The sequence below is a fragment of the Streptomyces sp. NPDC127117 genome (assembly GCF_042677325.1).
GTDB lineage: Bacteria > Actinomycetota > Actinomycetes > Streptomycetales > Streptomycetaceae > Streptomyces.
The window spans coordinates 13,151-25,565 of the sequence record NZ_JBHXTM010000015.1; the positions used below are offsets into that span (position 1 = coordinate 13,151).

The window sequence follows — 12,415 nt, forward strand, 5'->3', positions numbered from 1 at the left end:
TGTGCGGCTCGTTCGTGCCGGGCCCGTTCGTGTCGAGCTCGTTCGTGCCCGGCGCGAAGGTGTCGGGGTTCTGGGCGTCCGCTGGGATGGGGGCGGTGTCAGGCGGTGGCGGTTGCACGGTGGTTCCTTGCTCTGTTCTGTACGGCGGCGACCTGCGCCGCGTACGTGTCCAGTCCCTCGGCGCCGCTGCCGGGAAGCCCGGTCAGGCGCGGCAGCAGGTCGCCGAAGGCGTTGACCTCGCCGACGGCGAAGCGCCGCCAGCCGGTCGAGGGCAGCAGATCGACGCCCACGCACAGGGTGTCCGGGAAGCAGGCGGCCGCCCGTTCGCACACGGCCAGGGCCTCGCTCCAGCTGCCGCCCGCCGCCTCGACGGCCGTGCGGACGGCGTCGAGGTCTCCGCGCTCGCCGCCGAGGTGAAGATTGGTCATGGGGGAGTGGCTGGTGCGCACCACGGCGTGGGTGGCCCGGCCCGCCACCACCACGACCCGCAGGTCCGTCGCCCGGCCGCGCTGGGTGGCCTTGGGAAGCCAGCGCTCGATGTGCAGCCCGTCGGGTGCGAGCGCGTCGACGATCGCCGCGATCTCCGGCTCCGCCGTGATGCGGCGCACCCGCAGGGAATTGAAGAGCCGCTCTGACGCGTCGCGCTCCACCGACGTGGTGGCCCTGATGCGGCCCGGACCGGCCGTCTCCACCGCCAGGACCCCCGAGGCGGACGAGCCGTGCGCGAGCTTCACGAAGACCCTGGACATGCCGTGGTCCGCCATCCGCTCGCGAACGTCCGCCCAGTCCCGCACCACGGGGGCCGCGGCCCCCGAGGTCGAGGACGCCGGGACCGGCACCCCGGCACCGTCCAGCACGGCATGGCAGAGCCGCTTGTCGAACAGCACCGCGACGTCGTCGGGATCGTCGAGCAGCTCGGCACCGGCGGCGGAGGCCGCCCGCGCCACCGTCCGTACGGCCGAGGTGAATCCGGCGTACCAGCGGGCGGTCCCCTCGACCCTGGCCGGATCCCCGACCGTGCGGAGCAGCCGCTCCACCTCGGCGTCCTCACCGGGGGAGTCCATCCGCACGGTCTCTCCGGGCCGGAAGGAGGCTTCGCCGCGCAGGACGGCCAGCCAGGGCACGACGCGCCCCGCGGGCAGCCCGGCGGCGCGCACGGCGTCCTGGAAGAGCGTGACCCGGCGGTTGCCGGGCACACCCACGACGGCGAAGCGCGGCGCCGGACCTGCCGTACTACTCGCTGACGGCGACATAGCGGTCGTCGTCCTCTTCCGGATCCCAGTACTCGACCTCGTCGATGTCGCTGTTCACCCGGTCCGGCCCCAGGAGCTTGTGCAGACGGTCCACCAGCGGGTCGCTCATGTAGTGATGGTGCAGATCCAACGAGGCCAGATGGGTGAGCGGCTGGCCCGAGAGCAGCGCTTGCGCACCCTCGTCGCCCAGTGTCCCCATCGCGAGGGAGAGCGACTCCAGCCGGGCGACGACCGGGGCGGAGGCCACGGCGGCCGCGATCTCGTCCTGGATCTCGCTGTTCTGCAGCCCCAGATGGCGCAGGGCGGGGAACGTCGCGCCGGACAGCAGCGGAGCGAGGTCCGCGACCGTGGTGTCACCGCCGTACTCGGTGACACCGAGCCAGAGTTCGAGGCGCTCCAGCGCGGGCAGTTCGGACGCACCGATCGCCCGCACGATGCCGGACGGCAGCCCGCCGGACTCGAACCTCAGCGACCTGAGCGACTTGTGCCGCACCGGTCGCAGACCGAGCGACGGGCGGTCGGCGCCCTGCTCGCCGCACCCGCGTGCCGCCAGCTCCTCCAGCTCGCCGAACGCCTCGACCGCCGGGGTTATGTCGCACATCTGCAGCCACGACAGTTCGCATTCCTCGCTGACGACATCGGCGAGGAAGAGCGCGCGCAGGGCCGGGAAGCGGTCGGCGTGAGCGACCAGCAGATCCAGGACCGGGGCGAAGGCTTCGTACTCCTCCTGCCACCAGGGGCCGATCACCAGGGCCCGCACCTGTGTGGTGTCGACCGTGTCGACGAAGTGCTGCCACAGCGTGCCGAACGTCAGATCGCCCTGCCAGGCGCTCTCCAGCCGCCACGCGACCGAACCGGCGCCCGGGAGCGCGCCGCCGGGGGGCCGGCCGGGTCCTGCGAGGGTGTGGACCGGCAGACCGTAAAACGTTTCGGGGTGCTCGACGTCAGTCATCGCGCCTCACTCCGAGACCGAGGTGTAGCGGCCTTCGACACCGCGGTTGCCCCAGGGCGTCTCGCGCTCCGACACATCGACCCGCACGCCGTGCGGCTCCAGCGCCTGTACGATCCGGCGCTCCATCGGCTCGGTCATGAAGTGGTGGTACAGATCGAGCTTTTCGAGATGGGTGAGCGGCTGGCCGTCCAGCAGCGCCGCCGCGCCCTCGTCGCCCATGGTGCCGTTCGACAGGTCGAGGACACGCAGCTGCGCGACGACCGGGGCGGAGGCCACCGCCGCCGCGATCTCGTTCTGCACCTCGCTGTTGCGCAGACCGAGATGGGTGAGCCGGGGGAAGCGGGTGCCGGAGAGCAGCGGGGCCAGGTCGGCCACATCGGTGTCGCCCCCGTACGCGGAGACACCGAGCCACAGATCGAGCCGCTCCAGCGCCGGCAGCTCGCTGTCCAGGATGCCGCGGATCACGCCGACGGGCAGACCGCCGGTCTCGATGGTCAGCGAACGCAGCCGCTCGTGCTTCGAAGGCGAGAAGACCAGATCGGTGCCGCCGCGCACACCCAGTTCGAGCAGACCGGGGAAGGCGTTCAGCAGCGCCGTGACATCCGACTGCTCGATCCAGGAGATCTCGTTCTCCTCCGAGGTCATGTCGCCGACGAAGACGGCCTCCAGCGAGGTCAGCCGGTCCGCGGCGGCGATGATCAGATCGATCGGGTACGACGACTTCACCTCGTACGCCTCACCCCACTGACCGACGATCAGCGCCCGGACCCCCGTCGGGTCGACCGCCTCCAGGAACGCCTTGAAGGCTTCCTCCCAGGTCATCTCGGAATCGTCGTCATACGGATCGACCGAGATGCGCCAGGCTGCCGCGTCGGCGGCCTGCACAGGTGCCTCACCCGACGCGTGCTGGAAATCGACAGCGGGAAGGCCGAGCAACTCGTGCAGATGGTCCACACCGGACATGACCCTGAGCTCCTGGTACTGGGGGACGGCTGATGTCCCCAAGGTTTATCAAGCCGCACTGACAACGGCGCGACCGGGACCACCGCGACGGGCCCGTCCCGGTCCGCCGGGTCCGGTCGCCCGCCGGTCGATTGTCAGACCCGCCCCGTAGCGTTTTCTGCGTGGCCGGCACAGCGGGTGCGGCCATCGAGGGGAGACGTCTGTGTACCGGCAGGGCGATGTACTGATCGTGTCGTTGGAGGAGTCGGCGGTGCCCGCGCATCTCGTGGACGCGCCGGGTGAGCCGAGGGACGGCCGGGGGCGCATGGTCCTCGCGCTGGGTGAGGTCACCGGGCACGCCCACGCGGTGCAGGGGCCGGGCCGGCTGATGCGGGAGGCGGGGGTGTTCGGGCCGATGCTGCTCCATCTCCCCGAGGGCGGACGGGTGGTGCACGAGGAGCACGCGACGATCCCGCTGTCGAAGGGCTGGTACCGCGTGGTGCGTCAGCGGGAGTACACGCCGGGGGCGGTCCGCATCGTCGCGGACTGACGGCGGGCCGATGCCGGCGGCGGAAGCATGGCGGGCGGGGAACCGGAGATCCCGCGACGCACAACGTACCGACGGCAGCGCAGCAAGCAGCATGCATCACGCTGCACGACAAGACCGTCGCAGATGACAGTCACAGAACAGCACGGCACGCAGAGCAGCACGGCACACACGACAGACAGAACACACGACACACAGAACACTGGGGACGGGGAAGACCGATGCAGTACGTGGACTCATGGCGGGCCGTAGCAGCGGCGACCGGCGCGGCCGACCGGTCCGCGGCCGAGGACGGGCTGCGGCTCGCCTACCGCAGCGCAGGACTCGCCGAGCCGGAGCGGATCATCTGGGTCGACTCGCCCAGGGCCGCGGTGGAGGCCGTCGAAAAGCTCGTCGACGCCGGGCGTTCGGTGCGTGACGAGATACGGACCCGGCCCTGGGCCCAGGAGCGCCGCCGGATGTACGACGAACTGGGCCCGGCCGGCTGGTCCGCACTGTGGTCCGCCACCGGCGCCCAGCTCTGGGAGACCACCGCGGCACTCGCCGACCGGATCCGGGCCGGTGTCGTCGCGGACCTCTCGGAGCGCCCCGAGGACGAGTCGGACGTCCGGCTGGTGCTGCTCGACGCAGTGCTGGGCCAGCACGACGCGGCCTGGCTCGCCGCCTTCGACGGCCGGGGCGACCGCCTCGACGGTCTGGCGGAGGTGGCCAGGCACGCGGGGTGGTGGTGGCCCTACGAGCGCGCCGTGGTGATCAGCGAGCGGCCGGAGGCGCTGCACCGGGACGAGGCGGGCCGGCTCGACCGCGGGGACGGTCCGGCGCTCGCCTACCGTGACGGCTTCGCCCTTTACGCCTGGCGCGGCATGCCGGTGCCCGCCGAGTTCCTGGAGGAGCTGAACTCCCTGACTCCGAAGCGGATACGCGAGGAGGAGAACGCGGAACTGCGCCGCGTGATGCTGGAGTTCTACGGCTACGACCGGTACCTCAACGAATCCGGTGCGGAGCCGGTGCACCGTGACGAGACGGGTGTCCTCTGGCGGATCGCGCTGGACGGCGACGAGGACGTGGTGATGGTCGAGGTGGTCAACTCCACCCCCGAACCGGACGGCACGCACCGTGTCTACTGGCTGCGGGTGCCGCCCAGCACCCGGACCGCCAAGGCCGGTGTGGCCTGGACCTTCGGACTCGACGGCAACGCGTACGCGCCCGTGCGCCAGACCTGAGCGCCGACGGACGGTCCGCCGGCCGGGGCCACGCGGCAAAGGGGCCGCACGACGAGATACCGGCCGGGGCGGGCCGGGATCGAGATCAGGCCGTCAGTGCCTCGTGGTCGATGCCGAGTTCGCGGGCGAGCGCCTCGTCGGTCCAGGCCAGCATCGTGGCCCGGGAGAGCGGGCCCGCGTACGACGTCGTCTGGACGGCCAGGCCGTCCAGCAGGGCGGTCAGCCGCCAGGCCGCGGACATCGGATCGTCGCAGTGGAACTCACCGGCGGCGGCGCCCTCTTCGATGACCTCGGCCAACTCCGCCTTCCACTGCTGGTCGAGGTCGCCGGCCACATTGCGCAGTGCCGGGTCGCGCAGCGAGGCGGCCCAGCCCTCGATCCACAGCCGCCACCCCTTGGCCTGCCCCGTCGGCGCGTACCAGCGGACGGCGGCGCGCAGCCGCCGTACCGCGCTCGTACGGCGGCCCAGTACCTTGCGCAACTGGGCGAGGTCGGCCTCGGCGGCATGGGCGAAGGCGGCGGCGACCAGCTTCTCCTTGGTCGAGAAGTGATAGAGCACGAGCGCGTTGCTCACGCCGAGCACGGCGGCCACATCGGCGATCCGGACCGCCGAGACCCCCCGGACCTCGATCTGTTCGATGGCAGCGCGCAGGAGCTCTTCACGTCGTTCCGCCACGCTCAACCGCACTCTCGCCACGGCGTCACCCTAGCGAATATGCCAATCGCGGGAAGAGCGGGGGCGGAGCCGCGTACGGCCCCACCCCCTTGTCCGGCCTGTTCAGCCTGCGCCCGCGGTGCCGGACCGGACCGTCAGCGCTGTGAGCACCAGATGTCGGCGCAGCCGGAGTTGTACGCGTCGGTCAGCGTCTCCGTCAGCGACGCACCCGAGGCGTCCGTGACGGTGGATCGCAGATCCACCTTGGCGGTCCCGAGGGCCGGCACATCGACCTTCCAGCGTCCCTCGGCCCCACGGGCCACCGCGGCCGGCTTCCAGTCGGTGCCGTCCGTGGCGTACCAGACCTTCAACGAGGCGATGGGCACCGCCTTCCGTTCCCCCTGCGCGGTGAGACCGACCGTGTAGCCGAGCGGCTTCCCGGGATCGGCCGCGTTCTCACCGGTGAGCGGGAGCCGGTAGTCGAGGTCGAGCAGCCGGGCCGGGGCGGCCGATCTCTCGTGCCCGGAGCGCAGCCGCCACTCGCTGGTCACCCTGGTCCCGAGCATCCAGGTCACCGGGTCCGGCGACGTACGGGTGGCATCGATCCTCAGCCGGTACCAGCCCGGCTCGCGCGGCAGGTCGAACGTCGCGCGGCCCGGTGCGCCATTGCGGGCCAGCACCTTTCCGCTGTCGTCCGCGAGGACCGTGCTCCCGCTGTCCGCGCCCGGCGCGGTCTCGGCCCGGTGCCCCGCAGCGTCGGAGAACACCGGAAGGGCCACCTTCAGCTTGTCGCCCTCCCTGACGACCTGGGCGGCACCGGCCTGTCTCCCGAGCGCCGGGTTGAAGGGCGCGGACATCCAGTCGTCCCGGTAGTCACCGCCCGCGCGGTACACGGTGGGCGCGCCGACCAGGGTGCCCAGCGGATAGACCCGGTCGCCGACGTCGTACTGGTAGTGGAAGGTCGCCGTCGTCCATGCCACGCCGGGGGAGAAGCGGAGCGTCTGCTCCGACGGCGGACGGTAGCGGGTCGCCTGCTGGTACAGCGTCAGCCCGTGCCAGGTGGTCCAGGCGTACATGTCCTTGGGGTCGGACGGGTAGCCGTGGGTGCGCTGTGTCGTCCGCACCTCGGCCAGCTCCGACCGCCGGTCGAACCAGTCGGCCCCGGCCGGGATCCGGCCGTCGACCGAGTGGTGCAGATAGTAGGCGTCCGCCCCGGTGCTGACGCCGTTCAGGGTCAGCGTCAGCGGCCCCCGGGCCAGCCGGTCCCGGAGCGCGGGCACACCGGACTCGTCCAGCCGGAGCACCGGAGTGGGCCGGTACACGGAGAGCCCGTAGCCGACGTACATGATGGCGGCCGTGCCGGCGTCGGTCAGCTTCCGGTAGAGCGCGTTGTTGAACGAGGTGTCGCCGGTCGCCGGGGTCCACAGCACGATCTTGCCCTTGAGGTCCATCGCCGCCGGGTCGGTGTCCGCCCCGGTGCCGATGTCGACGACCTCGCCGGTCGCCGTGCCCAGCCACCTGTAGATGCTGTACTGCGACAGCAGCAGCTTCAGGGCCTGGGGGGAGGAGCCGGGCTCGTGCCCGTCGACCTCCCGCTGCTGCCAGCTCAGCCCGCCGAAGAAGGTGAGCCCGTCCAGCGCCCCGCCGGTGCTGGGCACGGCCTCGACGCGGTACTGACCGGCGGAACTCGGCGCGACGAGTCCGGTGTCCGCGGTGGCGGAGCCGGTGTCGATCCGCGACGCGATTCCGGTCGCCGACTGGAGGGCGATCCGGGCGGAGCCGTCGTCCACCCCGATCCGTACCGGCCGGGCGCCCTCGGTGTCCAGTGCCAGCGAGGTGTCCCGGTCCAGCGTCATCCGTCGGGCGAAGTGGATCGCCGTGGTCCCGACGACGGTGCCGTCCACCGTGTCGTACTCCCAGGTGTGCCCGAGGGCCCGGTAGCTGCCGCGCGGCAGTGTCACCTTCTTCGGTGTGGTGCCGGTCAGCCCGATCAGCTGGGACGCGCCGGTCCGCTCGTTCTGCAGGATCACGCCCGTCGTGGTGGTCTCGCTGCCCGCACGCGGCGCGGGCCCGGTCATGGTGAGGGTGTACGTCCGGGGATCGGCCTTGATCGAGACGGGCACGGTCGCCCGGCCGTGTCCCGGCCAGGTCGCGGTCACGGCACCGCCGTACGTCGTTCCCGCCTCGACCTCGGAGGGTTCGAGGGTGACCTTCGAGACGGCCGAGGACCGCGCGGGCACGGTCAGCGTCCGCGTGCCGATCCGCACCGCGCCGCCCTGCCCCGCCGAGAGGCTGAGGCGCACCGGCTTGTCGGAGGTGTTGGTCCAGGTCAGCTCGCGGCTCTGCGGCTCGGCGGAGGAATTCGGGTACCTGGCGTCGGCGGCCAGCGTGGCGGGTTCGGCGAGCACCGTGGTGGCCAGCGCGGCCGGTACGTCGGTGAGGCCGGAACCGGTGTCGGAGACCGTCGCACCGTCCACCCGCGCGGCGCTGCCGATCAGCGCCGCCTTCAGCCGGGCGCCGGACCAGTCGGGGTGCCGCTGGGCCAGCAGCGCCGCGGCGCCCGCCACGTGCGGGGCGGCCATCGACGTACCGGAGAGCGAGGCGTACTGCTCGGTGACGGCGGCGTCGTCCAGGGTGCCCGCGGCGCGGGCGGCGACGATGTCGCTGCCGGGGCCCGAGATCTCCGGCTTGACGGCGGGCCGGCCCTCGCGCGGTCCGCGTGAGGAGAACGGCGACATCGCGCCGGACTTGGTGACCGAGCCCACGGTCAGCGCGGCGTCGGCGGCGCCGGGCGCGCTGATGGTGTGGTCGCCGCTGTTGCCCGCGGCGATGACGAAGAGCGTGCCGTGCTCGGCGGAGAGCCTGTCGACGGCGGCGGACAACGGGTCGGTGCCGTCGGACGCCACGGTCTGGCCGAGGCTCATGTTGACGACCGCGGCGTCCTGGTCCACGGCCCACTGCATGCCGGCCAGGATCCAGGAGTCGTAGCCGTAGCCGCCGTTGTCGAGCACCTTCCCCTCGACGAGTGCGGCGCCCGGCGCGACACCCGCGTACCGGCCCGCGGACGCGGCCCCGGAACCGGCGATGATCGAGGAGACATGGGTGCCGTGGCCCTGCAGGTCCTGGACGTCGCCGTCCCCGGTGAAGTCCTGCGAGGCGACGACGGCGTTCTTCAGATCGGGATGGTTCCGGTCGTAGCCGGTGTCGAGTACGGCGACCCTGGTGCCCTTCCCGGTGACCCCGGCCCGGTGTGCCCGGTCGGCCCCGATCTGCGGGACGGACCTGTCGAGCGTGGCCCGCACCCGGCCGTCGAGCCAGACCTTCCCGATGCCCTGTGCACGGGCCCGCGACGGTGTGCCGAGCTGCTCCCAGACGGTCCCGGCCGACTTCTTCGGCACGTCGAGGGCGGTGGTGCGGGCGGCCGGGAAGGCGGCGGCGACGCGTGCCCCCTTCGGGGCGCCGGGGCTGCGCGACGACTCCGTGGCGCCGCCGACGAGGATGCGCAGCGAGTCCGTGTCGGCGTCCGCGTAGCCCGAGGCGGCGAGCTCGGTCACGTCGAACAGCCGCCGGTCCACCCGGTCCCGGGCGATCTGGCCGACGGCGTCGATCGGGACGGCGTACTCGTGACCGCCCGCCCGGAAGCGGGTGAAGCCCATGCCCTCACGACCGGTTCCCGGCACGATCGAGCTGATCTGCACGGCGTTGCCGTGGCCGGAGTACGTCACCACGTCGCCGGTCAGCAGGGTGACGGTGCCGCCCCGGCCGGCCGGGGCCGGGGATACGGACGGGTCGGCGAAGGCGGGGGTGTGGCCGGCTGCGGCCGGCAGTGTTCCACCGGCAAGGGCGGCGGCGAGCGCGGTGGCGCAGACCGCCATCCAACTGTTCCGTCTCATTCTCACCTCGTGAACTCGTTGGTTCTCAGGGCGTGGTGAGGTGAGACTGTCAGGAACATGGCAGATCTGAGCCGGGTGCGGACTGGCGGGTAGCTGCCATGGCAGCTACCCGCCGCACCGGACGGGGAACCCGGGGCTGAAGCACCGGCCGCGTTGCCGGGTCAGCGGTCGGCGGGGCGCTCCACCTCGCACCGGTCCTTGAAGCCCTGGCTGGTCAGCCCGAGGGCGGAATTGGTCCGGGAGCGCATGTTCTCCACCGCGACCATCGTGGTCAGCTCCACGAAGGCCGCCTCGCCGAGCGCGGTCCGCAGCCGCTCCGCCAGCTCGTCACCGACCTCCGGCGGGGTGACGCTCATCGCCTCCGCGTACTCCATGACGTCGCGTTCCAGCGGGGCGTACACCTCGCTCTCCCGCCACACCGGCACATCGCGCAGCTTGCGCGGGTCCATGCCGTGCCGGTGGTTCTCCCAGTAGCCGAAGTCCATGCACCAGCCGCAGCCGACGGTGGCCGCGGCCGACATCACGGCCAGTGCCTTGAGCTGCGGGTCCAGCTTCTTCCAGCGCCCCACCGACAGCTCGAACCGGGCACCGCCCCACAGCACCCCGGTGTGGTGGGCGGCGGCCCGGAGCGGATCGATGACCTTGCCGTACGTCCGGTTCGAGTACCACGACACGGCGCGGAAGAGGAGGGTACGGGGCGGGTCGAGCGGGATTCGGACGGTCATGACCGGTCTCCTTCGGTACGGCTCGGGTGCCGTCCGGCGGCCTCGCGGACACCGCCGGACGGGCTGTTTCCACCGGTGCGACGGACGAGGGGTCCCGGATGTGACATGACGGTGCCGCCGGATCCGGAATCCTGCGGCGGGCACGGACGTTGGATCCGGCATGACGGGAATCGACGCACGGCAGGAAGCGCTGCTCGGGCTGCTCGCCGAGGAGAACGGCGGAGTGCTCGTGACACTCAAGCGGGACGGCAGGCCCCAGCTGTCCAACGTCAATCACTTCTACTACCCCCGGGAGCGCATCGTCCGCGTCTCGATCACCGACGACCGGGCGAAGACGAAGAACCTCCGCCGCGACCCCCGGGCCGGCTACCACGTCACCAGCGCGGACCGCTGGGCGTGGACGGCCGTGGACGCCACCGCCGAGCTGTCCCCGGTCGCCGCCGATCCGCACGACGCGACGGTCGAGGAGCTCATCGCGCTCTACCGCGACGTCCAGGGCGAGCACCCCGACTGGGACGACTACCGCAGCGCGATGGTCCGGGACCGGCGCATCGTGCTGCGGCTGCACATCGAGCACGTGTACGGGCAGCCGCGTGGCTGACCCGGCCCGGTCCGGCCCCCGTTCCCCCGGGCGCTCCGCTCTCGCACCGTCGTACCCCCCGCCCATAATGAGACGACACCGATTTCCCCAGGAGATGCTGTGACCGGCGCCGACCCCTTGCCTCCGCTCCGCACCCGGCTGCGTTCGCTGCGACCCGCCGCGTTCGGCGCGGACCCGGGCGGTGCCCGCATGGAGCGCATCCGCCGCTCGCCCAACTTCGCCGACGGCGTCTTCCAGAACCCGGTGGGGGCGCGGACCAGGCCGTCCGGATCCACCCTGGAGTTCGCGAAGGTCTACTTCCGCAAGGAGGAGAGGGCACGCCGGGCGCCGGTCGGCACCGTGCCCGTCCACGCCACCACTTACGCGGACCTCGCCGAGACCCCCGCCACGGGGCTGCGGCTCACCTGGATGGGCCATTCCAGTGTGCTCGCCGAGATCGACGGCCGACGGGTGCTCTTCGACCCGGTGTGGGGCGAGCGCTGTTCGCCCTTCGCCTTCGCCGGACCCAAGCGGCTGCACCCGGTGCCGCTGCCGCTGGCCGCCCTCGGCCCGGTGGACGCGGTGGTGATCTCCCACGACCACTACGACCATCTCGATCTGCCGACGATCCGCGCGCTCGCCGGTACCGACACGGTGTTCGCCGTCCCGCTGGGGGTCGGCGCCCACCTGGAGCGGTGGGGCGTGTCCACCGACCGGATGCGCGAGCTCGACTGGAACGAGACGACGAAGATCGCCGGGATCAGCCTGACCGCCACCCCGGCACGGCACTTCTGCGGCCGCGGCCTGCGCAACCAGCAGCACACCCTCTGGGCGTCCTGGGCCGTCACCGGTCCCGAGCACCGGATCTATCACAGCGGCGACACCGGCTATTTCCCGGGCTTCAAGGACATCGGCGCCGAACACGGCCCGTTCGACGCGACGATGATCCAGATCGGCGCCTATTCCGAATACTGGCCGGACATCCACATGACCCCGGCCGAGGGCATGCAGGCCCATCTGGACCTCCAGGGCGGCGAGCCGCTCGGGGCGATGCTGCCGATCCACTGGGCCACCTTCAACCTCGCCCCGCACCCGTGGGCCGAGCCGGGCGAGGGCACCCTCGCCGCGGCACAGGACGCGGGAGCCCGAGTCGCGCTGCCGCTGCCCGGCGAACCCTTCGAACCCACGGCGCAGACCGTTCCCGCCGAGCCCTGGTGGCGAGCGGTGGCTCCGCAGCCGATCGAGCAGCGGCCCGCGGCGGCGGCCCGGATCACGGACCTTTCCGCGGACCCGGCCGGCGGTACGGGCCGGGCGCCGGGCGACGCGGCGGAGTCCGACCACGCCGCGGTGGCGCCGACGGCGTAGCGCGATCCGGTCGCGGCGTACGGCCCGCGGCAGGCCATCCCGGCGTACGGGGCACGGCGCCCGGACCGCCGCGTACGGAATGCGCGTGGCACACAGACGGCTCGGCCCGTCCGGCACGACCGGACGGGCCGAGCCGTTTCGTGTGCTCATGGGTTCATTCCGATCGGCCATTCGGGTGTCGGCCGACCAGGTGTCAATGCGGAGTAATCGGTCGTTTGTGCGAGCGGTCATACCAGAGCGGGACGGATGGCGGGCAAGTTCGACAACTGCCCGCCGCACC

10 protein-coding genes are annotated in these 12,415 nt (G+C 72.3%); 4 read left to right on the top strand and 6 right to left on the bottom strand.

Translation table 11 applies throughout. The annotated features are described in order from the left end of the window. Positions 1-98 precede the first annotated feature (98 nt). The 3 genes from ACFVH0_RS15480 to ACFVH0_RS15490 are packed head-to-tail and all read right to left on the bottom strand — an operon-like array spanning position 99 to position 3,168. A complete protein-coding gene (locus ACFVH0_RS15480; RefSeq protein WP_385820325.1) occupies positions 99-1,253 on the bottom strand; it encodes an STM4014 family protein in 1,155 nt (384 codons plus the stop codon). Continuing rightward, complete coding sequence (locus ACFVH0_RS15485; protein ID WP_385820327.1) at positions 1,234-2,205, bottom strand: STM4015 family protein; 972 nt, start codon at positions 2,203-2,205, stop codon at positions 1,234-1,236. The genes ACFVH0_RS15480 and ACFVH0_RS15485 overlap by 20 nt, the downstream gene beginning before the upstream one ends. Positions 2,206-2,211: 6 nt before the next feature. Continuing rightward, positions 2,212-3,168 (bottom strand): STM4015 family protein, encoded by a 957-nt coding sequence (locus ACFVH0_RS15490; protein ID WP_385820329.1) that lies wholly within the window; start codon positions 3,166-3,168, stop codon positions 2,212-2,214. 202 nt (positions 3,169-3,370) lie between these two features. Here ACFVH0_RS15490 and ACFVH0_RS15495 point away from each other — a divergent pair, with 202 nt between their 5' ends. Together ACFVH0_RS15495 and ACFVH0_RS15500 are read left to right on the top strand one after the other, a co-directional pair. Further along, complete coding sequence (locus tag ACFVH0_RS15495) at positions 3,371-3,697, top strand: hypothetical protein (RefSeq protein ID WP_124720616.1); 327 nt, start codon at positions 3,371-3,373, stop codon at positions 3,695-3,697. Positions 3,698-3,915: 218 nt separating this feature from the next. Continuing rightward, positions 3,916-4,917, top strand: coding sequence for a DUF6745 domain-containing protein (locus ACFVH0_RS15500; RefSeq protein WP_385820332.1), 1,002 nt, complete (start codon positions 3,916-3,918; stop codon positions 4,915-4,917). 85 nt (positions 4,918-5,002) lie between these two features. Here the strand turns inward: ACFVH0_RS15500 and ACFVH0_RS15505 are convergent, their stop codons facing one another. From ACFVH0_RS15505 to ACFVH0_RS15515, 3 genes are all read right to left on the bottom strand, one after another. Then, a complete protein-coding gene (locus ACFVH0_RS15505) occupies positions 5,003-5,593 on the bottom strand; it encodes a TetR/AcrR family transcriptional regulator (RefSeq protein WP_266727884.1) in 591 nt (196 codons plus the stop codon). Between the two features lie 134 nt (positions 5,594-5,727). After that, positions 5,728-9,465 carry a S8 family serine peptidase gene (locus ACFVH0_RS15510; protein ID WP_385820334.1) on the bottom strand — a complete coding sequence of 1,246 codons (3,738 nt, stop codon included), beginning with the start codon at positions 9,463-9,465 and terminating at the stop codon, positions 5,728-5,730. 161 nt (positions 9,466-9,626) lie between these two features. Further along, a complete protein-coding gene (locus ACFVH0_RS15515; protein ID WP_385820336.1) occupies positions 9,627-10,190 on the bottom strand; it encodes a carboxymuconolactone decarboxylase family protein in 564 nt (187 codons plus the stop codon). Positions 10,191-10,350: 160 nt separating this feature from the next. On the opposite strand from ACFVH0_RS15515, the gene ACFVH0_RS15520 reads away from it, so the two are divergent. Next, on the top strand, positions 10,351-10,791 hold the full coding sequence (locus tag ACFVH0_RS15520) for a PPOX class F420-dependent oxidoreductase (protein ID WP_385820338.1): 441 nt from the start codon (positions 10,351-10,353) through the stop codon (positions 10,789-10,791). 99 nt (positions 10,792-10,890) lie between these two features. Then, entirely contained in the window at positions 10,891-12,135 is a 1,245-nt protein-coding gene (locus ACFVH0_RS15525) for an MBL fold metallo-hydrolase (protein WP_385820340.1), read from the top strand. Positions 12,136-12,415 lie beyond the last annotated feature (280 nt).

Bases quoted from the DNA above. Each gene is read 5' to 3' on its own strand.
- ACFVH0_RS15480 (WP_385820325.1), bottom strand. From the start codon at position 1,253: ATGTCGCCGTCAGCGAGTAGTACGGCAGGTCCGGCGCCGCGCTTCGCC.
- ACFVH0_RS15485 (WP_385820327.1), bottom strand. From the start codon at position 2,205: ATGACTGACGTCGAGCACCCCGAAACGTTTTACGGTCTGCCGGTCCAC.
- ACFVH0_RS15490 (WP_385820329.1), bottom strand. From the start codon at position 3,168: ATGTCCGGTGTGGACCATCTGCACGAGTTGCTCGGCCTTCCCGCTGTC.
- ACFVH0_RS15500 (WP_385820332.1), top strand. From the start codon at position 3,916: ATGCAGTACGTGGACTCATGGCGGGCCGTAGCAGCGGCGACCGGCGCG.
- ACFVH0_RS15510 (WP_385820334.1), bottom strand. From the start codon at position 9,465: ATGAGACGGAACAGTTGGATGGCGGTCTGCGCCACCGCGCTCGCCGCC.
- ACFVH0_RS15515 (WP_385820336.1), bottom strand. From the start codon at position 10,190: ATGACCGTCCGAATCCCGCTCGACCCGCCCCGTACCCTCCTCTTCCGC.
- ACFVH0_RS15520 (WP_385820338.1), top strand. From the start codon at position 10,351: ATGACGGGAATCGACGCACGGCAGGAAGCGCTGCTCGGGCTGCTCGCC.